Below are 25386 nucleotides of genomic sequence, written 5' to 3' on the forward strand. Positions count from 1 at the left end.
CTGTGTCCGGACACAGTTGCTCCGGAATCTTGAGATTCCTCGACCAGACCTGCCCCGGACAGCATCGCACAGAGAACCCTGTCGGGCCCAGGGTCGTCGCAGGTCGGTTCCGCTCCGAGAGACTCAGAGAACGTCCGGGCATGCTTCTTTGACTTTCCCCGGACAGCTCTGGTCCGGACACAGTCCTTTTCCGCTGGAGGGTTTATCGGCAGCCTGCTAGGCGTAGTCGTAAGCCTCCAGCTGCAGCACGGCCGCGGTCTCGGCGCGCACGCGCCGGCATAGCTCGGCGTCCTGGATCAGCGAGCGGCCATAGGACGGGATCATCTCCCTCAGTCTGGGGAGCCAGCCCTCCTCCGTCAACCGATCCTTGAAGCACTTCTCGACGACGCTGACCGCGAGCTGGGCCGCGGTGGAGGCTCCGGGCGAGGCTCCCAGCAGGCCGACCATGGACTGGTCGGCCGCGCAGACCAATTCGGTCCCGAACTCCAGCCGGCCGCCGCGCGCCGCGTCCGGCTTGATGATCTGGACGCGCTGCCCGGCGGCCACCAGCTGCCAATCCTCGGGCTTGGCCGCCGGGAAGTACTCCCGCAGCGCGGCGAAGCGGCGCGACGGCGACTGCAGCACCTGCCCGACCAGGTAGCGGATCAGGCCGAGATTGTCCCGGGCCACCGCCAGCATCGGCCCGATGTTGTCAGGCCTGATGGAGAGGACGAGATCCCAGGGCGAGCCTTGCTTGAGGAAATTGGTCGAGAAGCCCGCGTAGGGCCCGAAGAGCAAAGAGCGCTTCCCGCCCAGGAACCGGGTATCGAGGTGGGGCACGGACATGGGCGGAGCGCCGAGGGACCCCTTGCCGTAGACCTTGGCGTGATGCCGCTGGGCGAGCTTCGCATCGCCGCAGCGCAGCCAGAGGCCGCTGACCGGGAAGCCCGCGTAGCCTTTGGCCTCCGGGATGCCGGCTTTCTGCAGCAGACCAAGCGCGCCGCCGCCCGCGCCCAGGTAGACGAACCTGGCCGTAGTCGAGCGCACTTCGCCGCTCTTGACGTCCTTCACCGTGACGCGCCAGCGCCCGCCCGGCTCGCGGCCGAGGTCCACGACGCGCTGCCAGTGGTGGACCGCGAAGCCCTCCAGCCCCCTCAGATGGGCGATGAGGCCGCGGGTCAGCGCTCCGAAATCCACGTCCGCGCCCGTGGCCATGCGCGTGGCGGCCGCGGGCTCGCTCGCGGCGCGGCCCTCCATCACGAGCGGAGCCCACTCGCCGAGCTTGCTCCTATCCTCGCTGTATTCCATCCCGTGGAAGGCATGGTGGGCGCTCATCGCCTCGAAGCGCTTCCTCAGATAGGCGACGTCCTCGGGTCCGTGCACGAAGCTCATATGCGGGACCGGGTGGATGAAGGTCCGCGGGTCCGCGAGCGCCCCTTTCCTAACCAGATAGGACCAGAGCTGCCGCGACAGGTCGAACTGGACGTTGACCGCCAGGGCCTTGGAGATGTCGATGCCGCCGCCCTCGCGCTCGGGGGTGTAGTTGAGCTCGCAGTTGCCCGCATGGCCGGTGCCCGCGTTGTTCCAGCCTCCGGAGCTCTCCAGCGCCGCGTTGCCGAGGGTCTCGAACAACTCGATGCGCAACGCCGGCTCGAGCTCCTTGAGGAGGTACCCCAGCGTGGCGCTCATGATGCCGGCGCCGACCAAGACGACATCCGGCTCAGTGCCGGCATGAGATCCCATCATGCGTTTCTCCGCCACCTCATTGTAGCGTGCGGCTGTCAAAGAAAGGTCAAGGATGCCGCCCAGCCAAGTCTTCCGGAAATGCGATAATGTGGCATGGGCAATAACCTTTTCGTCACCGGCTTCCCGTACGAGTTGACCCAGGAGGAACTGGGCAAGCTGTTCGCCGAATGCGGCCAGGTGGTCAGCGCCAAGATCCTGATGGAGCGCGAGACGGGCCGCTCCCGCGGCATCGGCTTCGTGGTCATGGGCACGGACGCCGAGGCGCAGGCCGCCATCAAAAAGCTCAACGGCTCCAGCGTCGGACACCGCAAGATCTTCGTCAACGAGGCGCGCCCGGCCGACAAGCCCGGCGACGGCGGCTACACCGGGCCCGAACGCCGCTCGGGCAAGGACCGGCGGCGCAGCCCGCCCGTAGCCGCCGCCGGGGTCTCCGGCGATAGGCGTCCGTGGGAAAAGAAGCCTTGGGAGAACAAGCCTTGGGACAAGGACAGGAAGCCCGCCTTCGGCGCCAAAAAGCCCTGGGAGAAGAAGCCCTGGGACAAGGACAGGAAGCCCGCCTTCGGCGCCAAGAAGCCTTGGGAGAAGAAACCTTGGGACAAGGACAAGAAACCCGGCTTCGGAGACAAGAAGCCCTGGGAGAAGAAGCCCTGGGACAAGGACAAGAAGCCCGCCTTCGGCGCCAAGAAGCCTTGGGAGAAGAAGCCCTGGGACAAGATGCACAGCCCCGGCGGCAAGCGCGACGATCCCGGCCCCAAGAAGAAGTGGGGCGCCGCCGGCCCGTACGGCGGCCGCAAGCCCGGCGATTTCAAGAGCAAGCCCGGGGGCTTCAAGCGCAGGTCAGGCGGCGGCTTCCGGGGTTGATGAGCTAGTCGCCGTCCCTCCGCGCGCCCTTGAAATTTCCTCTTTGACCGCGCATACTATCCAGGCCTATGCCCCTGGACCCGCGATCGGACTTCCCGCAGCCGCAACCGCGGCCGGCAATCCCGGACAGACCGGAACTGATGCCCGTTCTGGCGCCCATCCAGTCAGAGCCCTCGGGGCGCAGCCGCGCGCGCTGGCTCAGCCTGACGGCCCTGGCCGTATTGGCCGCAGGCTTGGCCATGGCTGTCGCTTTCAAGGGCGTCCCGAAGCAAGCGGCCCAGGTCCCAGCCCGTCAGGCTTTGGCGGCGATCGCTGAGATCCGACCCGTTCAACTGCCGCCGCTGCCGGCTCCGGCGCCGCCGCCGGAGCCGCAGGGCCCCGGCATCCAATTCAGGGAGGTCGTAGAGGCCCCGAGCACGCTCGCCAAGCAGTTGCCGGAGACGTGCGTCAATTGCTGGAACAAGACCCACTCGGGACTGGGCTCCGATGAGGCGAGCTTGGCCGCGGCCTTGCGGCCTTCCGGGTACACCTCGCCGTACTCGCCGGAAGCGAAGCAATTCGCCCTTCCCGGCAATGAGTACGAAGGGACGCGCATGGGAGACCTTCCCGCCTCCTGGCAGCAGTGCCCGAAGCCGTAGGGCTATTTCTTCCGGCGTGGGGACATCGGATAGGGGCCCAGGTCGATGTAGTCCGCAGCTTCGAGATAGTATTTCTGGCCCGAGCTCAGGAGCCTGCCCTTGATGACGATCATGTTCTCGTGCATGATCCTGAAGAGTCCCTTCTGGGTCTGCAGAGGCAGCCGGGTCATGAGGACGGGGATGGGATCGGGCGTGTCCCATTTCTCATACAGGTAGAACGAGGGGCTTCCCAATTTGGCGACGCCCAGGCTCGGCACGCCGATCGTCGCGATGTCGCGTCCCGCCAAAACGCCGGGGCTGCGCAGCAGGTCCTGGAACTCGACGTAGCGGCAGCTGTCGTCTCGTTTGAGCTCCGCGACGGCGTCCTGGAGCTTCTTCTCCATCGCGGGGTTGGCGCGATGGGGGTTGTAGGCGTCGGCGCCCTTGAGCATCTCGGAGATGTAGAGCTGCGTCGACCCTGAAGACGAGGGCGGCGGACCGAGGTCCGAATAGCCCGAGGCTTCGATATAGTACCTTTGGTCAAGACTGCGCTTGAATCTGCCCCTGACGATGACGACGTTCTTGCTCGCCTCTCGGACGATCTCTTTCTTCATCTCCGGCGAGAAGCCGGACATCAAGACCGGTATGGAGATCTCCCCGAAGGATTTATTGGCCAGCTCGAAATGGGGCATGGTCCCGACGGCGTCCACCATGCCCGGGACCCCCATGGTGACGATGTCCCGGTCGAGGTACGAGCCGGGGTCGAGGCCGATGTCCTCGATCTCCGCGTAGGTGGATTTCGGATCCTTCCGGAGCGCCGCGATGGCCGCCAGGAGCTTGTCTCTGTACTCGTCCATCCCTCTGCGCAGCTCCTCCTCGGTGACCATGCCGAAAGAGGCCTGCTTCCTGAACTTCTTCACGTCTCCGTCGAACGGGGCCAGGGGCTCCAGATTGGGCTTGAGGATATCGGCCGGGGATTCAGAATCCTGGAACACATCCGTATAACTGGATGCCGCGATGTAGTAGTTCCCGGCCGCGGCCGCGACCTGCCCCTTGATGACGACAAGATGCGACGGATGTTGATTCCTCAGGAGCTCTTTCCGGCTCTCCAAGGGAAGCTGCGCCATGAGGACCGGGATGTGGTTCGTCGCGGAGTAGGACGCCATCAGGTCGAAATAGGGGGTGCGGACATAGCCCCGCTCCCAATGCGGGAGGCCGAGGGTCGCGATCTCCTGCCCGGAGTATTTGTCGCGGTTAATGATCAGATCCTCGATATCGACGTACTGATAGCGCGGGTCGGCCTCCAGCTCCTGGATGACGGCCATGAGCTTCTCGCGCCTGGCGAGGATGTTGTCGCCGTAGACCGTGTCCCTGCCGCTGCGCAGCTGCGAAAGGGTCAGATCGTTCATGGGTATGTCCCCGAATTCAGGGGCCAGACCAAGGTCGCTGAAGCCCGACGCCTCGATGTGATAGCCCTGCTCCGCGCTGCCCTTGAGCCTGCCTCTGACGATCAAGACATGATGCGGGCTCCAATCCGGCTCGAACCCCGCCTCGGCAAGGACCAAGGACTCGATCTTGGCTTTCTCCGCCTTGGGCAGGGCCGAGACGCGGACCGGCACTTCCGAGACCGCGTTGGCGAGGTCGACATAGCCTTCGTAACGGCAGTAAAAAGACCGCCCGACGGTCGCTATGTCCTGGTCCGCGTAGGCCGCGGCGTCGAGGAGGATGTCCTCGATCTCCAGGTATCTGCGCTTCTTGTCTTGCTTGAGCTCGGCGATGGCGGCATTGAGCTTCTTCTGCAGTTTGTCGAAGGCCTTGGCCTGCGCCGCATGGCGGGCTTTGGAGGTCTTGACGTAGTCCTTGACGGCCGCATCCTGGGTATGGGTGAGCGGGCCTATGGGCTTGACCTCGGCCGCTTCGGGCTCCTCCGGCGCGGCGCCTTGAGGGTCGCGGGGATAGGCGGCCTGGCCCATTGCCAACAGGCTGATCATGACCCCGCCCAACATCATCCTGGTCTTCATGACTCGTAAGCTATGATATCATAGGATTTCTTGCAATCTGGTCGTTCTCAACGCCATGCCCGACACCCTTGGCCTGCCATGACAAAAAACAGCCTCCTACTCATAGCCATAGCCGCCGCGTCCTGCCTGCCGGCCTCGGCAAGCTCCGGCTCCGGCCGGCAGTCCGTCCTCGACCGGGTCTCTTACGTCGAGAAGGACCTGCGCCTCGAGGTCCCCCCCGCCCCGCGCCTCTGCGGCGGCCCGGACCTCAAGCAGAGCACGGTCAGCGTGGGCGACTGCGCGCTCTACGTCGAGGAGGAGGGCGGCGGCATGCCCGTGGTCCTGCTCCACGGCGGCCCGGGCGCCACGCACCACTATTTCCACCCGCATTTCTCCCAGGCCAAGGGCTTCGCGCGAGTCATCTACTACGACCAGAGGGGCTGCGGCCTCTCGGGCTTCTGCCCCGGCGCGGGCTACACCCTCGACCAGGCCGTGGCGGACCTGGAGCGGCTGCGCGCCGCACTCGGCATCGAGCGCTGGGTGGTCCTGGGGCATTCCTACGGCGGCCTGCTGGCCCAATACTACGCCTTGCGGCACCCCGAGGCCTTGGCGGGCCTGGTCCTGGTCGGCGCCAGCGACGGCCTGCACGCGGCCATGAAGCCCTCGCGCCAGGGCGACTTCATGTCCGACGAGGAAAAAGCCCGCCTGAGCGCCATATGGAAGGAGCTGGAGGAGCTGGTCAAGGCCAAGCGCATCCCCGAGGGCAGCCTCACCGAGCTCGGCATCTACAACAACTTCATCAACGGCGACTGGAAGCGGCAGAGCTTCTACAAGCCTTCCCTTGAGCGCATCGCGCAGATCGCGCGCTACGAATGGAAGCAGGACCGCGATTTCAACTCCATCATGAGCGAGGACGCGGAGAAGATAGACCTGCAGGGCGCATTCGCCGGCTTCCCGGTCCCCACCCTCATCATGGAGGGCAAGTGGGACCTCACCTGGAACACCGACAAGCCGGCGATACTCCGGAAGAACCACCCGGGCTCCCGACTGGTGATGTTCGAAGATTCCTCGCACGAGCCTTTCGCCGACGAGCCGGAGAAGTTCTTCTCCGAGCTCAAGGGCTTCCTGGACAAGCTCCCGGTCCCGGATCCCGCCGCGGTCGCCGCCTGGAAGGGCTCTGAGGCCGCCTGGGAGAGCTCCGGGGTCCATCTGGCCTGGCTGCGTTCCCCGACCTATATGCTCAAGTCCACGGGCTGGGGGCGAGCCTCCAACGAGAAGATCGCCGCGGCCTATTCCAAAGATTGGCTCGGGAAGCTCGACGGCCAAGGCTTGGTGAAGGTCGGCCTGGCCTTGTACGACGCGGCCAGGTACGAGGAGGCCTTGGCGGTCTTCCGCAAGCTTCAATCCCGGGCCTCCGGCGAGGGCGCGGCCAGGGCCTTGCTCTGGCAGGGCTTTTTGCTCGACCTGCAGGGGCGGCGCGAGGCGGCGGTGGCGGTCTACAAGAAGGTGGCGGGCATGAAGGCCTTGAGCACGGCGAGCTACGGGCAGTTCGGCCTGGAGTTTACGCCCAGCGAGTACGCGGTGAAGAAGCTCTCCGAGCCTTTCCAGCGCGTCGAGAACTCCGACCCGAAATGAGAAGAGCCATCGGGGCGGCAGCGCTGCTGGCGGTATTCCTGGGCCTGGCCCCGGCCGCGGCGTGGTCCTTGGACCCGGACACCATGGAGATGGTCAAGGCTTTCGTGAAGATGCCGACCAGCGAGCTTCCGGCCGATTCGATTCCGAGGTTTTTGGCCGTGGACCCGGCTGAGCTGCCGGCGAAGCTGCGCAAGTCCTTCCTGGCCAAGCGCGTGGAGCTTTACACGCTCAAGCAGCTCGCCGACGGCAAGAAGAGGGGCGGGGTGCGCATGCCGGAGGCGGACTGCGCCGTCCCGAAGGAAGGCCAGAGCGATTCGGCTGAGATCCTGCTGCTGGCCGGCTATGAGGAGATCAACGACCTCGAAGAGGACTACGTGCTGCAGGTGACGAAATGCACGGAGCACGACCTGATGTGCGAGTTCTCTCTACAGGTCTTGGCGCAGCCCAAGGGCAAGAAAGGCGGGCCGCGCAGGCGCCTGTTCCTGCACCAGAACGACCCCGCCTTCGCCTTGGTGGGGCTCTTCCGGCAGCATGGCAAGGCGTCCACCCATTTTTTCGGGGTGGGCGGGGTCAGCTGCGCTCCCCGGTTGAAGTGAGCTCGTCACTTGATGTTGCGGATTGCAACATCAAGTTGGCGTGCTCGGCTTCCGATAGTTACTAAAGAAGGGCGCGACAGGGCAGGCACGATAAGATCTCAGTGCAGCGTCGGACCAGCTCGTCTCGGCTGGAACCTGTTGCGCAGAGCGGCGATGAAGGCTTGGTCCGCTCTGGTCGAGACCATCTCAGCCGGAGAGTAGCCGCGCTTCCAGGCCAGGTAGAGCGTCGCCGCCAGCAGGACCGCGGTGAGCACGATGTTCGGCCAGGCATCGAGCTGCCACTGATGCTTCCAGGTCAGAGCCCAGGCCTGCGAGAAAGGGGCCAGGTAGGGGATGGGCCATTGGTAGCCGTCCGGCCCTCGGGAGCCGAGGATGTCCTCGAAGAGGTGCAGGTGGAAGCTGAGCCAGGCCAGGGCCGCGGTCAAGGGCCGGCGCTTCGCGGATGCGAAGCCGGCCGCGCTCACGAGGACGGCGAAAGGGAGGGTATGGAGGCAATGGTGGTAGTCCGAGCCCCAGGTCAGGGGCTGGCTTGCATGGCGGGTGAGGAACTCGGGGATGATGCCGGCCCCGTCGATGTCGGGGATGATCCCGGCCAAGGTCACGATGGCGCGGTCGCGGCGGTCGAGCCGGGCGCCGTTGGCCAGGACCCAGCCGGTCATGAAGTGGGTGATGGGGTTCATGTCGCTGAGGGCTCGGCGCGGGGGTCCCACTGCGGGGGCTCGGCGCTGGGGCCTTTGTAGACGTGGCTGCGGCCGATGAAGAGCAGGGCGGCGAGGGCCAGGAACGCGGCGGCGAGCAGGCCGGCCAGGATGCGCAGGAGGGTTCTCAAGGTAGACGCCATTATATCACCATTCGCCATGCCCTAGTTCCTTCTCCATATCCTCGATCGTCGGCAAAGGCCGGTCTCGACGGGGAAATCACATTGCTTCCTATGTCGATTGGGGCTATAATCCCACTATGCGGATATCCAAACGCACCGTAAGGAGCCGTTGATTTGTTCAAGAAGGACCTGAAATTACAGTCTTCTGCTGAGAAAGGCGACCCCCTCGCACAGATAGCCCTCGCCAGCGCTTACCTCTATGGTCAGGGCGGCTTTGCCAGGAACCCGGTCGAGGCCATCGCTTGGTTCCGCAAAGCCGCGGAGCAGGGAAACGCCAAGGCTCAAATCCGCCTTGGGGCGATCTATTGCCTGGGACAAGTCATTCCGAAGGATTACAAAGAGGCCGCCGCTTGGTTCCGCAAAGCCGCTGAGCAGGGCAGTGCCTACGCGCAATGCTATCTTGGAGGCATGTACTACAAAGGCCAAGGCGTAGTCCAAGATCATAAAGAGGCCGTTGTGTGGTTCCGCAAGGCCGCGCAGCGGGGCAATGTCGAGGCTCAAGCTGCTCTTGGGTTGATGTGCTACAAAGGCCAAGGCGTCGTCCAAGATCATAAAGAGGCCGCTGTGTGGTTCCGCAAGGCCGCGCAGCGGGGCAATGTCGAGGCTCAAGCCGCCCTTGGGTTGATGTACTACAAGGGTCAGGGCGTCGTCCAAGATCATGAGCAGACCGCTGTGTGGTTCCGCAAAGCCGCAGAGCAGGGCCATGCTATGGCGCAGTTCCAACTGGGAAACGCCTATCATGCGGGCAAGGGCGTAAAGAAGGATCCTGTTGAGGCCGTAAAATGGTGGAGCAGGGCGGCGGAGCAGGGCTATGCCCAGGCGCAGGATAAACTCGACGACATAGAGGACCTCAAGACAGGCGACCACTCCGGGGCTGGCGGCGGGTCCGGCCCAAGTGAAGCCCCCGTCCCTCAGCTTGACGCTTCCCCGGCGCAAGCCAACGTGGGAATGGATAGCAGCAGTGTTGTGGAAGGCCGCAGCAGGGCTGTTGAGATGGAACCCCCGGATTGGGATGGATACAAAGTGCAGTGTGCGGCGTGCGGTCACAGAGCCGCTGTGCCTGAGGGAATCCGCAACCAGGTGGGGAGCCCCAAAAATGTCGGTGGTGTTCGGCAATCCTTGGCAACAGCGAAGTGCCTCAACTGTGGAAGGGAAGAAGTCCGACTGGTCGGTCCTTTTCCCAAACCACCTGTCGAAGACCCCGGGAACCAGGGTCATGTCAATTTCTGAGGTGTAAATTCTTCGCGGGCATGCAGCATGGCCGAGGAGGGCCGAAACTAGGTACACTAACGCCCATGAGCTTCGGGGCGATTTTCGCGATCGCGGCGGTGTATGCCGCCTACTCCGGCTGCTTCTTCGTGATCGACTGGCTGTTCGCTAACGGCCATCCCAAGGTCGCGGTAGTGGCGGCTGCCTCGGCGCTGCTGGTGAATTGGGCAGGGGCCGCGCTGGCGACCTCCGGACACGGCGAGAGGGTGGGCAATCTCCTCTGGCTCCTGTTCGGAGCGGTCATTCCCTTCCTCGGAGGCGCCGGCCTGGCGTGCTTCGGCGACGGCGAATCGAATCGGAGCACCGGCTACGCGTTGATGGTCGGCACTGCGCTTCCCGTCTTGATGTTCCTCCATATCGGAGTGGGTTACCTTCGCGGGCGCCCGTACCGAGGGCCGCGGCCTCCCACCCGCTAGCCAGGGAAGCCCGAAAGTGATGGCAGGCGGACTCCGGAGCCGGGCCGGCTGCCTTCTATTGGTCGCGCTGGCGGTCATGCCTGTCTGCTCTGAGGATGCCCCGGGCCGGCCGGCCGAGACGCGCCAAGCCGGGCTGGCCCGGCTCGCGGTCTGGGTGGCTCGCTGCGGCAAGGACCGCGAGGTGGACAAGTCCGCCGCGCTCACGATCGGGCTGCGGACCAAGTCCGCCGTGCCGATGCGCACCGTGGAGCTCGGCGCCGCCGAGAGCCCTGACGGACGGTCGCGCGCGCTGTCGCTGGTCTACAACTCGGACGGCAAGACCATGAAGCCGGTGGCTTTCGTGCTCTGGCGCATCGACGTCTCGTCGTCCTTGCCGGCGGGGACCTATACCGAGGGCCGGACCTTCCTGGCCAAGCTCAACGGCAGGCTGGTGCGCGCGGTCGCAGTCACGCAAGAGCCGCGCCGGGACGGGGAGCCTCTGCACACCACGGTCCCGATCCCGTTCGATTCTCCGGCCTCCGCGCACGGCCTGCACAAGGAATTCGAATTCTGGCTGGCCGAGTCGGCCAAGAGCCGCTGACGCGCTTGTGTATATTGTAGCTGGCGATCACGATGCGCATGGCCCCGCCCCGCGCCGCCGCCAGGCGCGCCAGACGTAGTTGATCCCGGCCGCAAGCCCCAAAGCGCCGGTGAGCACCGCCAGGGGCACTTGGCTCGGATGCCCTATGATGACGGCGCCGATGGTGAGGAACTGGCCCGTGGTCGCGGCCTTGCCCATGGCCGAGGCGCGGAAGCGGGGGCATAGATGCGCGCGCAGCCGGGGGATGAATCGCCAGCCCAAGGACGCCAAGGTCTGTATGATCTCGCGCGCCGCTATGAGCGGGAGCAGGAAAAAAGCGGGCCGGCGCGCCAGCATGACGGCGGCCAGCAGAGAGAGTATGAATATCTTGTCGCACAAGGGATCGAGCCACACCCCGATCGAGGGCTCGAGACGGCCGGGGTGTGCCTGGTTCGCGCGGCTATGCCGCTCGAGCCGGCCGTCCAAGACATCGCTGGCCGCCGCCAGCGCCATGAGGCCCAGGACGTAGGCCGGGTCCAGAGGGCGAAGCCATACCAGGGCCCCCATGGGGATGCGCGACAGCGAGACCAGGTTGGGAGCGCTCAGCAGGGACTTCCGCATGCCGCTATCCTTTTGCGGGGGTTGCAGTGGTACCAGACGCGGATGTGGCGGAGCTCGTCAATGGGGAAACCTCCTGGGCCAAATGCTCGCGGGGCTCTACCCCCCCGGGCTCAGCCCTGGACCCTGCGCTTGTCGAGGATCTTCGCCACGCTGCCGATCAGGGCTGCCGTGGTGAAGGGTTTGGCGAGGAAGCCCTCCACCTGGACCCTGTCCGCAAAGAGACGGCTCATCTCCCCCAGGGCCGAGACCACCAGTATGGGGATGCCGTGGGTGCGGGGGTTGCCGCGGATGGCGGTGCCGACCGAATAGCCGTCCGATCGAGGCATCATGATGTCCAGGACCAGGAGGTCTGGGAGTTTGACGTCTTCGTCGTCGGGCTGGATGCCCAGTTTCTTGAGCGCCTCCAGCCCCGAATCGCAGGCGACGACCTTATAGCCGGCCTGGCTCAGGATGGCGGCCATCATCCCGCGGAGATCCGTGTCGTCATCGACGAGCATTACCTCAGCCATGGAGTTATTGTATTACGGCCCCTTGAGCGAGGTCAATCCGTGCCGGATGGCGTACTTGGTGAGGCCGGCGACCGAGAGGATATTCAGCTTATGTGATAGATGGTCCCGGTGCGTCTCCGCGGTCCGGACGCTGATGCCGAGCTTGGCCGCGATGTCTTTTGTGGAGAGCCCTTCGGAGAGCAAGGTCAGCACCTCCACCTCCCGGTCCGACAGGGTGACGCGGCCCGGCCGGTTCCGCGAAGACTTCCGAGGGTGTGCCAATAGAGCGTCCGCCATGTGGGCGGGGAAATGCAGGCCGCCCTGGGACACATGCTTGATGGCCGCCAGCAGTTCCGCCGCCGATTGGTCTTTCATCACATAGCCATGCACGCCGCACCGGGCCATCTTCACCACATAGGCCTCGCTGGAATGGATGCTGAAGGCGATGAGCTTGGCCTTGGGCACGACCCGGCGCAGGCGGCGGGCCAGTTCGCCGCCGTCGATGGAAGGCAGGCTCACATCCAAGATGATGACATCGGGAGCCAGCTTCTTGACCTTGCGCAGGGCCTCTTTGGCATCGCCAGCCTCACCCACCACCGTCATCGAGTGGGCGGTCAGGTAGGCGCGCACCCCGTCGCGCACGAGTGGATGGTCGTCTACCAGGAAGACCCTGATCGTGTTTCGTTTCCCGGTCGTCAAATGATCATCCTCTTGGCAATCCGCTATTTCTCGGTCCTAATGGAGAGCATACCGCGGACTGCGGGCTCTGCCAATGCGGAATTCTACGCGGGCCGGACGGGACTATTGCTGATAGGCCTTGCAGGCATCGAGGTCTCGGGCGGGGTTTTTCTGTAGCTTTGAGTGGTTGGGTCGACTGAGGTGTTTGACTGTACGGCGACTGTACGGTCGACTGTACTGTACGGTTGACTGTACGGCGACTGTATGGTCGACTGTACTGTAAAAAAAGCGCGAAAAATACGAGATAATCGACTGTACGGAAAAGAGGTGGGCGGCCAAAGTGGGCGCCCACTTAGGGGAAAGTGGGCGCCCACTTCGCGACCGACCAGTCACCCCATGGGGCCCGGTTTGTGTATCATTGGTCTGGGACCATGAACATCCTCATCAGCGGCGCGGCGGGCAACCTGGGGGGCTTTTTGGCGCGCCACCTGCTTTCCCAAACGGGCCATGAGCTGCGCCTGATGGTCCACAAGAAACCGCTGGCGCCGGACCTTTTGGGTCCGCGGTCCCGCGCCTGTCCCTGCGACCTGGCTGATGCGGCCTCAGCGGCCGAAGCTTGCAGGGGCGTGGATGTGGTGGTGCATTTCGCCGGGGTCCTGTTCTCCCCCCATCCGGAGCGGTTCTTGCCGGTCACGAATTTGGAGTACACGAAGCATCTGGTGGATGGGGCTTTGGCTGCCGGGGTGAAGAAGTTCATTCTGGTGAGCTTCCCGCATGTGGAGGGTCCGACTTCGGCTGGGGCTCCTTGCACTGACCGGCTGGATGGTTCGCCTGTGAGCGTGCACGCTCAGACTCGGCTTGCGGCGGAGAGGTATTTGTTCGAGGCGTCGCGGGGCAAGGCTATGAAGGGGGTGTCTTTGCGCGCGGGGATGGTGTATGGGCGGGAGGTGTTGATGCCGGCTTTTGCCAAGAGGCTGGCGGGCTGGGGGCTGTTGGGGGTGTGGAGGGAGCGGACTCCTATACATGTGATCTCGCTGTGGGATTTCAATGAGTGCTGCCGGGCGGCTGTGGAGAAAGAGGTTTCGGGGATATTCCCTTTGGGAGACGATGCGCCGACGACTTTGCAAGAGTTCTTGGATGGGTGCTGTGATGCTTGGGGGACGGGGCGGCCGTGGAGGGTGCCGGTTTGGGGTGTTTATGCGGCGGCGTGGGGATGTGAGGCGGTGGCGGGGGTGTTGGGGTGGAGGACGCCGTTTACGGTGGATTTTATACGGATCGGGAGGGTGCCGTATTGCTGTGATACGAGGCGGATGAAGGATGAGTTGGGGGTGAGGGTGAGGTATGCGAGTTGGAGGGAGGGGTTGGAGACGTTGTAGCTCATAGTATTTCAAATAAGGGGCGGACATCGCATCACAGTTTTCGATAGGCAGGGCAGCCCAGAACACCGAAAAAAGATTAAAACGGCATTCGTGGTATAATATTTCCACTTTAGGAGATTAAATGCCCCCCACGAATCGACTCATAAGGCCCTTCGCAACCATTATTTTGGCCGCAATCTTGAGTGCTGGTTGCGCAAGTGTACCCAAGGAAGTCGTAGAACTGTCCTATGCCATGGGGCAAGATCTGGACGCGGTACACAGAAGCTATATCGCTCTAATCCATGATCGGTTCGAACGATTCCGCGCCGAGCGCCTCAGGTATTTCAACGAAAGGTGGAAGCCGACCTTCGTCGAAGCCTGGATCCGTGACGGCCGCCTTACCGATATAGCCAACGGCCAGGTCGTCTGGTCAGGCGCGGAGAAGAAGTTTGTGGCGCCATCTGGGAGCCAACAGAAGGACCAGTTGCTGCACTCCGTCCAGTTATGGGCGGTGACCGCAATCAATGGTCTGGATAAAAAGAAAAGGGAGCTTATGGACCCCCTCGATGCCGATGAGAAGTCCATGATCGCGTCCGTCGATGATGCTTTCTTGAGATTAAGCAGCGCCAATGCCGCGATTACCGCGCACCTCAACAGCTTGAGAAAAGTCCAAGAGGTTCAGGATGAGGCGCTCCAGGCACTGAAGGTCAAAGAGATCCGCGACAAGCTCGATCAGCTCATCGTGACGACCTCACAGAATGCGCAGAAGGGACTCGAAGACGTGAAGACTGCCGACCAGTTGCTGGATAAGGCGCAAGAAGAGATCCAAAGCTTGAAGAAATAGGCGCATACCACGGGGGCAAGATGATTCCTATTGACGAGACTGAGGGTATGGGAAGCCTTGCGGAGACTACGGCGGCAGACGTTGATGCAAAACTCAAGGATGAAGAGGCCGAACTCCTCAAGAATACCGCAACAAAGTTGGAAGACTTCCGCCCCATAATCGGACTCTCTAAAGAAGACTTCGAGAAACTGGTGGCGGCCGTGAATGAGTCAACAAGACGGAACGAGGACGCCGCCCTCTTGAAGAAAAGGATCGACAAGCTGGGAGGAGCCGTCGTGAATGTCGCGTCGAAGATCGTCCAGTTGGCCGGCAAGACGCTAACTTAGACAGCAGGGGAGCTCGGACCACCCACCGGACAATGCATCCTGGAGTGAGTCCTAGTTGTTACTCCAGACGTAGGAGGAACTGATGGATGAAATTCTGGGATTGCTCATGGAATGGGCTAGGCAGTTCGATGCCAAATGGCGGTTCCGGGATTGGCGAGCCCACAAGGCATTCGGAAATCGGCTCCATTGCCTAGGCGTTGACGGCTATTCTCCTTTGGTTCTATTCTTGTTGGTGGGGATCCTCACCTTCCAAGCCTTGGGGCCGAGCATAGGCACCTCTTTTTGGGGCCTGACCGTCTGGCTCCTGGTCATCACTGCCGTCTGCGTCGGCCTGCAGCGGCTCCTCCAACCGCACGTGCGCCTTCACTACCTTCATTGGGGGCTGGCGGCCTTGGTTTCAATCGGGTCCTTCGCCTTGGCGAAGGCCGGTTCGACCGAGGCCGGCTTCGCTACGTACCGCCACATCTTCGCTCCCATACTCTGGATACTGCTGGGCGCCCTGGCCTTCGCCGAGTTCTATCTCTCCCCGAAACTCTTCTCTGAATACAAAGGGCTGGTTGCGCCATGCCTCCAAGACGCAGAATTGTTCACCGTGCCGCCGGCGAATTACGGGACGACTTGGGCCACGATGCTCTTCACCTTCGTCTCAGCCCCTTTCCAGCGCCCGCTCTTCATCCTCCTGCCGCCAGCGCTCATGGTCGTTTTGTTTTACGACCGCGGGCTGAGGCTCACTTACATCGTGCACATCGGGCTCGCCTTCTGGTTCCTGGTCGCGATGTCCATGATGAGTGAGCGCCTAAACTTCATGATCGAACGCCTGCGGCGGGTATTCTTCGTGGGAGCCCAACTCGGGATATCCTGCGTGATTATCGGGCTAGCGACGGCAAGGTTGCTCGACATCCAATATGTCACCGTCGTGCTTGAGAGCCAGGTCTGGCAATCGCTCATGATGCTGATCCTTTGCGCGTACCTGACCTCTTGGTTCTATGAATATTGGCTCAACCATATCATTACAGAACGACTCCTGGCCGTGATTTCAGCCGGCCCGCTGTCGAGTCCGCCGAGAGTGCGATATCCCATCAACGCCGAAATGCCGCGCACCAACGTCGCGCCCGAGGGACGCTGGATCCAAGTGCACGCCGGCCGGCGGCTTGCAGTCACTGGGCACAAAGAGATTTCGGATGGTTATGTGGAGACCTTCGAGACCTACGGTCGCTCACAGTTTTTCGAGACTCTGTTCCAGCGCGCGACGGCCAGGAATCGCAACCTCGCTGAGCTGCAGCAAGAGGTTCTCACCGTGCTCAAACGCCGGATCCGGTTGTACTTCTACGCGATGAACACGGTGGTCACGCTCGCTTTCCTCGGCCTTTTCTTCTGGCTGCGGCATCAACCCCAGGCCGCGCAATTGTGCATCCAGCCACCCGCCGCCGATGGCGAACTGATAGCGGGGGCCCCGCCGATCGTGCTGCAAAGCTCGCAAGCAGAGCGCCGAAGCCGAGGCGTGGACCTCCGGGCGCTCCTCGGTGGCCGCGCTCACTCCCGTCGGATACTGGTGGCTGTCTCCGGAGGAGGGACCCGGGCGGCGCTCTACGGCGCCTCGGTCCTCCATGGCCTGCAAAGGCTCGGCGCGGACAAAGACATCGTGGCCATGAGTGGAGTGTCGGGCGGCAGCGCCGCGATTGCGTACTTTGCCTCCCACCGCGACATCCTGACTAAGGGCCTCGACTCCGATTGGAAAGACTACTACTCGGCCATGTCGCTGCCATTTATCCGCGACGTGCTCAATGGCCTTGTCGAATGGAGGATCGCCAACGGGGTCCGCTTGGGCGCGCTCCTCAACGACAGCTTCCGCAGGCGGTTCCGAGCGGAAAAGGATCGGGACACCCTGGGAAAGAACACGGACTTGGCCCTCATGTTCAACACCACGGTGGCAGGGCATCTCCATCGGGACGCCCTAAGGCAAGACGAGCTTCCGAGTTTCGGCAAGTGGGCCTTCGCCAATCAAAGTCTGACTCGCGCCACTTCCGCCGGCACGCATCTGGTCTTCACAAACCTATCTTCGACCGCCGCCTTCGATTCTCCGGGGATTACGAGCGCGGCCGAGGCCAACTTGAAGCACGTGGCTGTCAACGAGCCGAATGTCCCCCTCACAGCGGCCGCGGCTCTCAGCGCGAACTTCCCCCCGGTGTTCTCCAACGCAGCCGTCGATGTCGACGGGACCGACCGGTTTTGGGTGACGGACGGGGGAGCCTCCGACAACCTGGGGCTCGTACCCCTGCTCCTCGCCCTTCACAACGCGCTGGGGTCTCCCGGCCGATGCCCGGGAAATCAGGGGCTCCCCGATATCCATATCATCGCCGCCGACGCGTCGGCGGCCCGGCTGGACTACACCCAGGATCGCGGGATCGGCGCCGCCTCAGGGGCCTCCGAGAAATATGCCACGGAGTTGAGTAGCTGGTTGCTCGCAGACATCCGCGCCCGATACCGCTGTCTTTCGGGACATGACGGAGTCTACCTGCACTTCCTTGCGATGCCTATGGTGCTTCGCTCCCGGGGAGGCATCGGCACTCATTGGGCCCTGCCGGACGAGGTCCATTTCGACGACTCCGACGAGGGCGCTGACCCCGGATCGCGCTCCTTCACGGCATCGAAGAAAGAGATCCTGGAGGCCTTTCGCGACCTTGAGAATCCTCTTCAGGACCCGTGCGCCGTTCGGGATTCGGGGCCGAAGGGGCTCTGGGCGCGGCTCTGCTCCGATCGTCCGCACCGGGATGCCTGGCTGGGGCTACAAAAGGGCCTGGCGCGGCATTGATGCCCGGGCCCAGGACACACGAACAAAGGAAGTCTCGCAATGTCATTTGCCTATGTGCCGGCGAAGTCCGTTCAGAGAGTTGGAGACGCTCTAAGCGCCTGCGCTACCTGCGAGTATCGACGAAACTGAACGGTGGCAGGCTCTTCAAGCCGAAGGCGCGCAAGGAGAGGCTATCCAACGCTTCGAAGTCACGCTTGCGAAAAACAGTCTTGATGGCCTGCGCCAACTGAGGCGCCAGCGAAGAAGGCTCCGGCAGCCGGATGCGCCGCAGGTACTGGGCCTGGAAGCGGAAGTAGCTCCCTCTCATCTTGACCGCATAGGACCAGATGAAGAGCAACGCCACCTTGGAGCTGAGAAGCCCCCCCAACACCTCCATGTCCCAGCAATCAGAGGTCACGAAGTAGAGGTTGTGATGCGGGTGATACCGTCCTTCATCAAAGGCGATCTCGTTTGATCCCGCGATGTCCGGGATAAGCAGTTTGGGAACCTTTACCAGTTCCGGGTAGACCCGGTCGATGGTCCGGAACCATGCCTTCGGGTTCTTCTGAGCGACATGCCGTTTCCTGATCTCTATTCCATGGGCCTCGAAATGCTTGCGCAGCCGCGGGTAATCCTTGAGGTCGATGACCTCCCCGGACGGCTCAAAGGTATTGATCACGCGGCGGCCTGCGTCCTTGATGCTCCCCTCTTCGATATCGGCCCTCATGACCAGGGGGACGAGGCGGTCGGGCTCGATGTCCGCGGAGCGGTCCACGATGTAAACGCTGTCGTTTCCCGTGGCCACTCCGATGTGGACCTTCGCGTTGGCCTCGATGGGCCGGAACTTGGCTTCCAGTTCCCGCAGCGCTTTAAGGTGCTCGGGCGGGCTGAGGACCCAGGGCTCGTCGCCAGAGAACCAGGATTTATAGTGGACGACAGTCGGCGATACCGGGCCGTTCTTCTTGCCCTGCAGGACCGCGGAAAGGGAAGCGCACTCATGGGGCGAGGCAGTCTGCAGCCGGGAGACTTGCACCGGCGCGGCGGCCCCGGCGCTGATGGAGAAGATGGAGGGATAGGCGATTACTTCGGACTCGAAGGGAGACGCCTGATGGAGGTCGATATAGCAGCGGACATTGAACCGCTCGGAGATCATCCGGCGCAGGGGCGAGCCGTACCGGTTGAGGACCCATCTGTCCGCGCAAACGAAAGATAGGACGCCGTCGGGCCTGAGCAGGTTGAGGCTGTGCTCGATGAAGGCCACGTAGAGGTCGGCGCGGTCGTAAAGAGAAGCGTAGCGGCGGCGATACTCGGACTGGAGTATGGGCGCGAGGTTCTCGATTCGGATGTAGGGCGGGTTGCCCACGACGGCGTCATATGGGCCGTCGGAAGACAGCAGGAAATCGGCTTCCTTGACCCACTTCTCCGCCAGCTTGCGAGCCGCTTGGCGAGAGGTCCCGCAGCGTTTGAGCTCAGTTTCCACGGCCAGGCGCGATGCCGCGACGTGCTCTGTGTCGATATCGAAAGCGTCTATGCAATCGGCCAGCCGCTCCGGCGGCACGCCGCGGCGCTTGGCTGATTTCATGAGCCTTTCCACGGCTTTGATCAGAAAGGCCCCGGTGCCGCAAGAGGGCTCAAGGAGCCGCAAGTCCGTCAGGTCCCGGTTGGCCGTGTAGCCGGCGAGGTCGAGGATGAGCTCTACGATATGGGGTTTGGTCAGGACGACGCCGTGGGTCTCGCCGGACGAGCGTTTGCCGTAGGCGTAGGCCGCCTTTGGGATGTGGAGGGACAGGTTCATGAGTAACTGCATCCACTCATATATACGTTTGACCTGCCAAAAAAGTTCCAATGTGCCCGCCCAAGCTGGCGAAGAACTGCCGGGCGTGGAGGTCTTTGGCGGGTTCGGTGTACTGGCCGGCTTTGCCTTGTTTCTCGGTAGAGACGATGAAGGCCGCGGCGTCGTAGAGCCTTTCCCGGACGAGCTTGCGCAGGAAGAGCTCATAGCGCTTCATGTAGGAGGTGTTCTTGAACTCGGGGAAGACGGGGAAGTGGGGCTCATCGGCCCTCACGGGGGAACGCGAGCCTGCGCAGTCCTGGAGGAGCATGATCCAGCCGAGCCAGGGGCGGGGGCTTTGGTCGAAGGCGCCTTCACGGAAGGCGGTCCAGAGGTCGTGGGCGGTGCCGATGGCTTCCTCGGAGCGGTTGTTGAAGTTGTTGCCGAAGGAGGGGCCTCTCTGGGATTTGAACTCCATGGCGGCGATGAGATTCCCCTTGCTCACGACGACGAGGTCCCATTTCTTGGTGGGGCGGAAGTAGCCGGGGAGTTCGAGTTTGCGGTCGCGGTAGATGTGGGCGTCGGGGATGCCGTTGTCGGTGAGGATCTGGGTGACGAGGCGGCTGAAGCCGTCCATCTGCTTGCCACCGGTGACGGCGGTGCGGCCGCCGCGGTCGGCGTCGCCGGAGCGTTGGCGGCGGGATTGGGAGGCGAGGGTTTTCCAGTAGTGGGAGACGGCTAGGCTGACGCGTTTTTCTAGGTCTTTGAGGAGGACCGGCATGGGGTGTCCAGAGCTGCTATTAGGGATTCTACCAAATGGGACGGCTCGGGACGGAATGTCAGAAACGGTTTAGGGCAATGGTGGCGAAGTCGGATTTCGATTCCCTCCTATCCCCCGGCAAATTTGTTACCATGCGTCGTTGACCAAAATGTCTTGGCTTGAGACAGTAGCCAGCGAGGACCGGGAGGCCGACTAGCATCTTAGGCTATATAGGCAACACTGACTTCGAGTGGTACCAATACCTCGCGAGTCACCCCGAATTCCGCGAGGTCAATTTCTGGCAGCCATCCGGCGGCCGCGGTTTCCGGGCCATATCTCCTGGTGAGCCGTTCTTCTTCCGCCTCAAGTCGCCGCATAACGCCATCGCGGGTTTTGGCTATCTCTCCCGCCACGAGATCCTCCCTGCTTGGCTTGCCTGGGACACCTTCGGGATGGCGAACGGCGCTCCGACGTTTCAAGAGATGGTCCGCCGCATCGCCAGATATCGCCGCGAACCGGCGGACCCGCACGGCAGCAATCGGATCGGCTGCCTCATGGTCGTAGACCCAGTCTTCTTCCCCCCATCGTCCTGGGTCAGGGAGCCGTCCGGTTGGCACCAGAATATCGTCCAAGGTAAGACCCTCGATTTATCCAGCGGCGAAGGCCTACGCCTTTCAATGGAGTGTAGCGACAGAGCGCGGGGCGGCGCGGCGCTCACCAGAGATGGCATAGAAACCCAGAGGTTCGGCGAACCCCTCATGATCCGCCCCAGACTTGGGCAGGGTAGTTTCCGCCTCGCTGTCACGGATGCCTATGAGAGTGCCTGCGCCATCACGATGGAGCATTCCTTGCCAGTCCTCGATGCCGCCCACATTCGGCCCTATTCCGAGGGCGGAGAGCATGAGATTTCGAACGGCCTTCTTATGAGGTCCGACATCCACCGCCTCTTCGACAAAGGATACGTGACAGTTTCGCCGGACATGCGTTTTCAAGTAAGTGGTAAACTCAAAGACGATTTCTCCAACGGCCGGAGCTATTACAGCCTGCACGGCCAGCCCATCCATCTGCCCAACCGACTTCAGGACCAGCCTGACAAGCTCATGCTTGATTGGCACAACCACAATCTCTACCAAGGATAAAGGCCATGCCTGACAGAATCGCGACCCTCTCCAACGCCATCAATGCATTTGCCCGCGACCGCGACTGGGAACAATTCCACACTCCAAAGAATCTCGCGATGGCCCTCTCAGTTGAGGCCTCCGAAATCGTCGAGATATTCCAATGGCTTACCGAGAGCCAAAGCAAAGACCTTCCCGCCGAGAAAGTCCACCACCTCCGGGAAGAACTCGCGGACACCTTCATCTTTCTCCTAAAGCTCGCGAATCATTACAAGGTCGATCTCATAGAGGCCGCCCACCAAAAACTTGAGAAAAACGCCAAGAAGTATCCCGTTGAGAAGGCCAAGGGAAACGCCAAGAAGTACAACGAGTTCTAAATACACCCCGATTCTGGGAACGTCGACCAATGGGCCCGACCATACGCTTAAAAGGCGTGTGCCTGTCGATAAAGATATCGGGTTAGTGCCATTTTGGTATCGAGACTGCCTGTAGAATGGATGGCAACCCCTGAACAGTGTCACATGACCATCTGCGAAACCCAAGAAAACATTGGTGCGAAAGCCATTTTTTGTTAAAATCTTCTAACCATCGGCGCCATCCCTTAGCAAACAAGAAACGATGATTGCCTTCGAGCAATACGAGCAGCATCTCCTCAATCTTGTGAGGCGCCTCAGTGTATCCAGCAGACAGGATTCGCGAAATGAAGTTGCTTTGGCCTTGGATGGGCAGCCAGCTAGAGTACTGCACACCCTAGTCGAATTGGATGCCTGCAGTCTCGCAGGGGCATTCTTCACGAGTGCTCGGCTCGCCAACCGCCTAGTTCGACCTTGGAAGAACGAATTATCGTCGGGCAAGGCAAAAGTATTTGATCCCGCTTGCGGCGCTGGCGATCTCCTCCTAGCGGTCGCTCGTCAGTTTCCCGTTAAGCCCACTCTTGGCCGCACTCTCAGATTTTGGAGCGACCACCTGTTCGGCTACGACATACACCAGACCTTTGTCAGAACGACCAAGCTTCGGCTAATATTGCTCGCCTGCCAACGCTGCACACTCCATGACAGGATTCCCGAGATAGATGACGTTTTCAAAGGCATTGAGTGTGCCGACTGCTTACGGAAGAGGTGGCCACAAAATACAACTCATGTCATCATGAACCCGCCTTTTACGCTTTCCGCGCCCGCCCGCGGATGCGAATGGGCAAACGGGCAGGTGAACCAAGCAGGCATTTTCCTCGAAAGAGTGCTGAAGAAGGCGAGACCAGGCTCAAAGATTGCCACGATTCTACCTGAGGTCTTAAGAACCGGAGCCCGCTATCAACACTGGCGAGAATTCATAGAACGACTTGGCATGATTGACTCAGTAGACGCGATGGGAAACTTCGGGCCAATAGCAGACGTAGACGTATTCACCCTTCACATGAGATGTTGCCCGCCAGAGGACCGGGAAGCCCCGCACTGGTGGAGCCCCACATCGGGGCTGACCGTCAAGGATTTATTCCACGTAAACGTTGGTCCAGTCGTACCACACAGGGACCGCAAGATTGGCCCCCGCGCTCCTTTTTTCGATGTAAAATCTGCGGCCCCCTGGTCCACGATACGCAAGGCATCTGAATTCAGACGTTTCAAAGGACGGCTATTTGCCCCGCCATTTGTCGTCGTTCGAAGGACGTCCAGCCCAAGCGACAAGAGTCGTGCGATAGGGAGTGTCATCAAGCTCAATTCAAGTGTTGCTGTTGAAAATCACTTACTAGTCTTAACTCCTCGCGACGCCCGAATTGGCACGTGCATGCGCCTTATGCGGGCCCTAAAAACAACTGATACCTCAGCTTGGCTAAACAAGCGAATTCGTTGTCGCCACCTTACGGTAGGAGCCTTGGGAGACGTCCCCATCACACAGGAACTCAAATGAAGTTTATCGTCGACGCCAGAGCTATTCTTAGGCTTGGTCGGGATAGCATACGCGATCACACCACCGCTGTCGTAGAGCTGGTAAAGAATAGCTATGACGCCGGCGCCAAACAAGTCGAAATTGAAATCTGTCCGAATGCAACTCCCCCATTCTTGCGTATAGCAGATAATGGCGACGGGATGAACGACACCGAGCTTGAATCAAATTGGCTCCGTATCGGCTTCTCACGCAAGGCAGAGGACCGATTCTCCGGGGAACGCCGGCGGCGAACGGGAGAAAAGGGCATCGGCCGACTATCGGCTGATCGCCTTGGCGCAGACCTGGACCTCCTTACAAAGACACGCGGAGGGAAGCCTCACGGCCTCCGAGTTGATTGGAATCAATTCGATGTCGATGGGAAGACCCTGGAATCCGTTGACTTGCCCATTCTGGATGCGTCAGATATCAATTTACCACCCGATGAAAGCACGCCTGCGAAAGCAGGAACAGAATTGAGAATCCATCGCTTGCGACAAGCTTGGACGCAAGAAGATGTGGAGGCCCTCTACCTGGAGTTGTCTCTCCTGATTTCGCCCTTCCAGACTCTCTCCGACTTCAAAATATTTCTATTCTCCGATGCTTGGAAGAAAAAACGTGTTGAGGTCACCACGCAGGTTCCCACTCAGGCTCAATTGGACTTCGACGGCGTCTTCGATGGGAAGAGCTTGACCTACGACATCAGTCAGCGCGGCAAGTCAAAGAAATCGGACGTCTTCTCAGAGACAATGCCCTGGAACAAATTGCTCCAAGAAATCGGGCAAGGGGTCGAGGACGACGCCGTTAACCTTGGGCCCGTCAAGGTCAAGCTATTACTCTTCATTGGCAAAAGCGAGGTTCTCGGCGCCAAGGGATTCTCCATAAATGAGCTAAGAACATTCCTCCGCGAGAACGCTGGCGTCCGAATTTATCGCGACTTTGTACGAGTCAAACCATACGGGGAGCCAAAGGATCCACAAGGTGATTGGCTCGGTCTTGCGGGACGCCGCTCCGGCGATCCAGCGGGCGTCGGTCGCAAGACGTACAAGATAGCCCCGAATCAGCTTGTCGGCGCCGTTTTCGTCGGAAGGGATTCCAACGCCGGACTAGTCGATAGTTCCTCGCGTGAAGGGCTGGTTCACGACGAACAGTATTACGCGCTGCGGAAATTGGTGCTTGCATGCGTGAGACTCTTGGAGTCCTATAGACATAAGACCTACAAAGCCGAGCAAGCCAAATCACCTGCAGACAAAGCAAAGGAATCCGCTGGGCAAGTATCGGCTAGGCTAGAGACCCTCCAGGACGAACTTCGCACCATGCGATCCGCTGTCCCACCAACCCATGCACGTGCATTAGATCGATTCGTTGACGAGACTGCGGCAATCGCGAAAACGGCGTCGCTGACAGAGAAGTCCATTGAAGACCTTATACAGCAAAGTGCTCTATATCGAGGCCTCGCAACAATTGGTATTGCTTCGGCAGTATTTGGACACGAGACCCAGTCGGCTATCGATGAATTCAAGATGGCCGCTGAAGCCGCACAGGCACAACTAACGATGAGCCCCCCCCGCACTCCTGTAGCCATCAAGGAACTTACCAAAGCTATAAATTTTTCAGATCGCGTTGCGTCTTGGGGTGCCTTTGCCTTGGCCCGGGTACAGTATGAGAAACGCAGGAGACGCGAAAGAGAACTAAAGAGCGTGTTCGAGGATCTCCTGCAACATATTGTTCCGATCTTTGAATCGGCCAACATAACGATGACCCCGGTCTTTGAACCCATACGTGCCAAAGTATTTGAGATGGACATCGAATCAATACTGCTGAACCTACTGACGAATGCCTACCATGCATGTCAGCAAGTGACCCATGAACGGAAGGTGCTTGTCTCATTAGCTAGGACAAAGGTGGATCATAATGACGGGTACACCATTACCGTTTCGGACAGTGGCCCTGGTGTGGCCGAGCGATATCTCTTCAAGATTTGGGAGCCGCTGTTCTCCACGAAGGTAGACAGACATGGCAAGCAGATTGGCACAGGTCTGGGGCTTACGATTGTCCGGTCGATTGCTGAAGATCTCCACGGATCAGCCTCTGTCGATCGCGACCCCACCCTCAATGGTGCACGGTTCAAGGTCTGGCTTCCGAACTAATAT

23 protein-coding genes are annotated in these 25386 nt (G+C 61.3%); 14 read left to right on the forward strand and 9 right to left on the reverse strand.

Features of this window, described 5'->3' with window-relative positions; translation table 11 throughout:
- Positions 1-216: 216 nt before the first annotated feature.
- On the reverse strand, positions 217-1722 hold the full coding sequence (gene mqo, locus NTY77_05925; protein MCX5795011.1) for a malate dehydrogenase (quinone): 1506 nt from the start codon (positions 1720-1722) through the stop codon (positions 217-219).
- 96 nt (positions 1723-1818) lie between these two features.
- On the opposite strand from mqo, the gene NTY77_05930 reads away from it, so the two are divergent.
- Both NTY77_05930 and NTY77_05935 read left to right on the forward strand, forming a co-directional pair.
- Positions 1819-2586, forward strand: a complete 768-nt coding sequence (locus NTY77_05930) for a hypothetical protein (GenBank protein ID MCX5795012.1) — start codon at positions 1819-1821, stop codon at positions 2584-2586.
- Between the two features lie 140 nt (positions 2587-2726).
- On the forward strand, positions 2727-3224 hold the full coding sequence (locus NTY77_05935) for a hypothetical protein (GenBank protein ID MCX5795013.1): 498 nt from the start codon (positions 2727-2729) through the stop codon (positions 3222-3224).
- A 2-nt stretch (positions 3225-3226) separates the two neighbouring features.
- On the opposite strand, the gene NTY77_05940 is transcribed toward NTY77_05935, so the two are convergent.
- A complete protein-coding gene (locus NTY77_05940) occupies positions 3227-5224 on the reverse strand; it encodes a hypothetical protein (GenBank protein ID MCX5795014.1) in 1998 nt (665 codons plus the stop codon).
- A gap of 78 nt (positions 5225-5302) precedes the next feature.
- Here NTY77_05940 and NTY77_05945 point away from each other — a divergent pair, with 78 nt between their 5' ends.
- On the forward strand, positions 5303-6838 hold the full coding sequence (locus tag NTY77_05945; protein ID MCX5795015.1) for an alpha/beta fold hydrolase: 1536 nt from the start codon (positions 5303-5305) through the stop codon (positions 6836-6838).
- Positions 6835-7434: a hypothetical protein gene (locus NTY77_05950; GenBank protein ID MCX5795016.1), complete on the forward strand. Its 600-nt coding sequence runs from the start codon at positions 6835-6837 to the stop codon at positions 7432-7434. The genes NTY77_05945 and NTY77_05950 overlap by 4 nt, the downstream gene beginning before the upstream one ends.
- 98 nt (positions 7435-7532) lie before the next feature.
- Here the strand turns inward: NTY77_05950 and NTY77_05955 are convergent, their stop codons facing one another.
- Positions 7533-8114, reverse strand: a complete 582-nt coding sequence (locus tag NTY77_05955; protein ID MCX5795017.1) for a metal-dependent hydrolase — start codon at positions 8112-8114, stop codon at positions 7533-7535.
- A complete protein-coding gene (locus NTY77_05960; GenBank protein ID MCX5795018.1) occupies positions 8111-8263 on the reverse strand; it encodes a hypothetical protein in 153 nt (50 codons plus the stop codon). The genes NTY77_05955 and NTY77_05960 overlap by 4 nt, the downstream gene beginning before the upstream one ends.
- Positions 8264-8428: 165 nt before the next feature.
- On the opposite strand from NTY77_05960, the gene NTY77_05965 reads away from it, so the two are divergent.
- From NTY77_05965 to NTY77_05975, 3 genes are all read left to right on the forward strand, one after another.
- Positions 8429-9544 carry a tetratricopeptide repeat protein gene (locus NTY77_05965; protein MCX5795019.1) on the forward strand — a complete coding sequence of 372 codons (1116 nt, stop codon included), beginning with the start codon at positions 8429-8431 and terminating at the stop codon, positions 9542-9544.
- 65 nt (positions 9545-9609) lie between these two features.
- Positions 9610-9999, forward strand: coding sequence for a hypothetical protein (locus NTY77_05970; protein MCX5795020.1), 390 nt, complete (start codon positions 9610-9612; stop codon positions 9997-9999).
- Between the two features lie 19 nt (positions 10000-10018).
- Positions 10019-10579: a hypothetical protein gene (locus NTY77_05975; protein ID MCX5795021.1), complete on the forward strand. Its 561-nt coding sequence runs from the start codon at positions 10019-10021 to the stop codon at positions 10577-10579.
- A 27-nt stretch (positions 10580-10606) separates the two neighbouring features.
- On the opposite strand, the gene NTY77_05980 is transcribed toward NTY77_05975, so the two are convergent.
- The 3 genes from NTY77_05980 to NTY77_05990 all read right to left on the reverse strand — a co-directional run bounded on the left by NTY77_05980 (position 10607) and on the right by NTY77_05990 (position 12366).
- Positions 10607-11179 (reverse strand): hypothetical protein, encoded by a 573-nt coding sequence (locus NTY77_05980; protein MCX5795022.1) that lies wholly within the window; start codon positions 11177-11179, stop codon positions 10607-10609.
- Positions 11180-11289: 110 nt separating this feature from the next.
- Positions 11290-11688: a response regulator gene (locus NTY77_05985; GenBank protein MCX5795023.1), complete on the reverse strand. Its 399-nt coding sequence runs from the start codon at positions 11686-11688 to the stop codon at positions 11290-11292.
- Positions 11689-11700: 12 nt separating this feature from the next.
- Positions 11701-12366, reverse strand: coding sequence for a response regulator transcription factor (locus tag NTY77_05990; protein MCX5795024.1), 666 nt, complete (start codon positions 12364-12366; stop codon positions 11701-11703).
- Between the two features lie 410 nt (positions 12367-12776).
- Between NTY77_05990 and NTY77_05995 the strand changes: the two genes are divergently transcribed.
- From NTY77_05995 to NTY77_06010, 4 genes are all read left to right on the forward strand, one after another.
- Complete coding sequence (locus NTY77_05995; GenBank protein MCX5795025.1) at positions 12777-13721, forward strand: NAD(P)-dependent oxidoreductase; 945 nt, start codon at positions 12777-12779, stop codon at positions 13719-13721.
- A 124-nt stretch (positions 13722-13845) separates the two neighbouring features.
- Positions 13846-14547 (forward strand): hypothetical protein, encoded by a 702-nt coding sequence (locus NTY77_06000; GenBank protein ID MCX5795026.1) that lies wholly within the window; start codon positions 13846-13848, stop codon positions 14545-14547.
- Positions 14548-14594: 47 nt separating this feature from the next.
- A complete protein-coding gene (locus tag NTY77_06005; GenBank protein MCX5795027.1) occupies positions 14595-14873 on the forward strand; it encodes a hypothetical protein in 279 nt (92 codons plus the stop codon).
- Between the two features lie 82 nt (positions 14874-14955).
- Positions 14956-17685, forward strand: a complete 2730-nt coding sequence (locus tag NTY77_06010) for a patatin-like phospholipase family protein (GenBank protein MCX5795028.1) — start codon at positions 14956-14958, stop codon at positions 17683-17685.
- Positions 17686-17788: 103 nt separating this feature from the next.
- Here the strand turns inward: NTY77_06010 and NTY77_06015 are convergent, their stop codons facing one another.
- Both NTY77_06015 and NTY77_06020 read right to left on the reverse strand, forming a co-directional pair.
- Entirely contained in the window at positions 17789-19459 is a 1671-nt protein-coding gene (locus NTY77_06015) for an Eco57I restriction-modification methylase domain-containing protein (protein ID MCX5795029.1), read from the reverse strand.
- 16 nt (positions 19460-19475) lie between these two features.
- On the reverse strand, positions 19476-20216 hold the full coding sequence (locus NTY77_06020) for a PaeR7I family type II restriction endonuclease (GenBank protein ID MCX5795030.1): 741 nt from the start codon (positions 20214-20216) through the stop codon (positions 19476-19478).
- Positions 20217-20677: 461 nt separating this feature from the next.
- On the opposite strand from NTY77_06020, the gene NTY77_06025 reads away from it, so the two are divergent.
- From NTY77_06025 to NTY77_06035, 3 genes are all read left to right on the forward strand, one after another.
- Positions 20678-21334 carry an HNH endonuclease gene (locus NTY77_06025; GenBank protein MCX5795031.1) on the forward strand — a complete coding sequence of 219 codons (657 nt, stop codon included), beginning with the start codon at positions 20678-20680 and terminating at the stop codon, positions 21332-21334.
- A 5-nt stretch (positions 21335-21339) separates the two neighbouring features.
- On the forward strand, positions 21340-21690 hold the full coding sequence (locus NTY77_06030) for a nucleotide pyrophosphohydrolase (protein MCX5795032.1): 351 nt from the start codon (positions 21340-21342) through the stop codon (positions 21688-21690).
- A 1524-nt stretch (positions 21691-23214) separates the two neighbouring features.
- Positions 23215-25383 carry an ATP-binding protein gene (locus NTY77_06035; protein ID MCX5795033.1) on the forward strand — a complete coding sequence of 723 codons (2169 nt, stop codon included), beginning with the start codon at positions 23215-23217 and terminating at the stop codon, positions 25381-25383.
- Positions 25384-25386 lie beyond the last annotated feature (3 nt).

The sequence above is a fragment of the Elusimicrobiota bacterium genome (assembly GCA_026388095.1).
Lineage (GTDB): Bacteria > Elusimicrobiota > Elusimicrobia > UBA1565 > UBA9628 > UBA9628.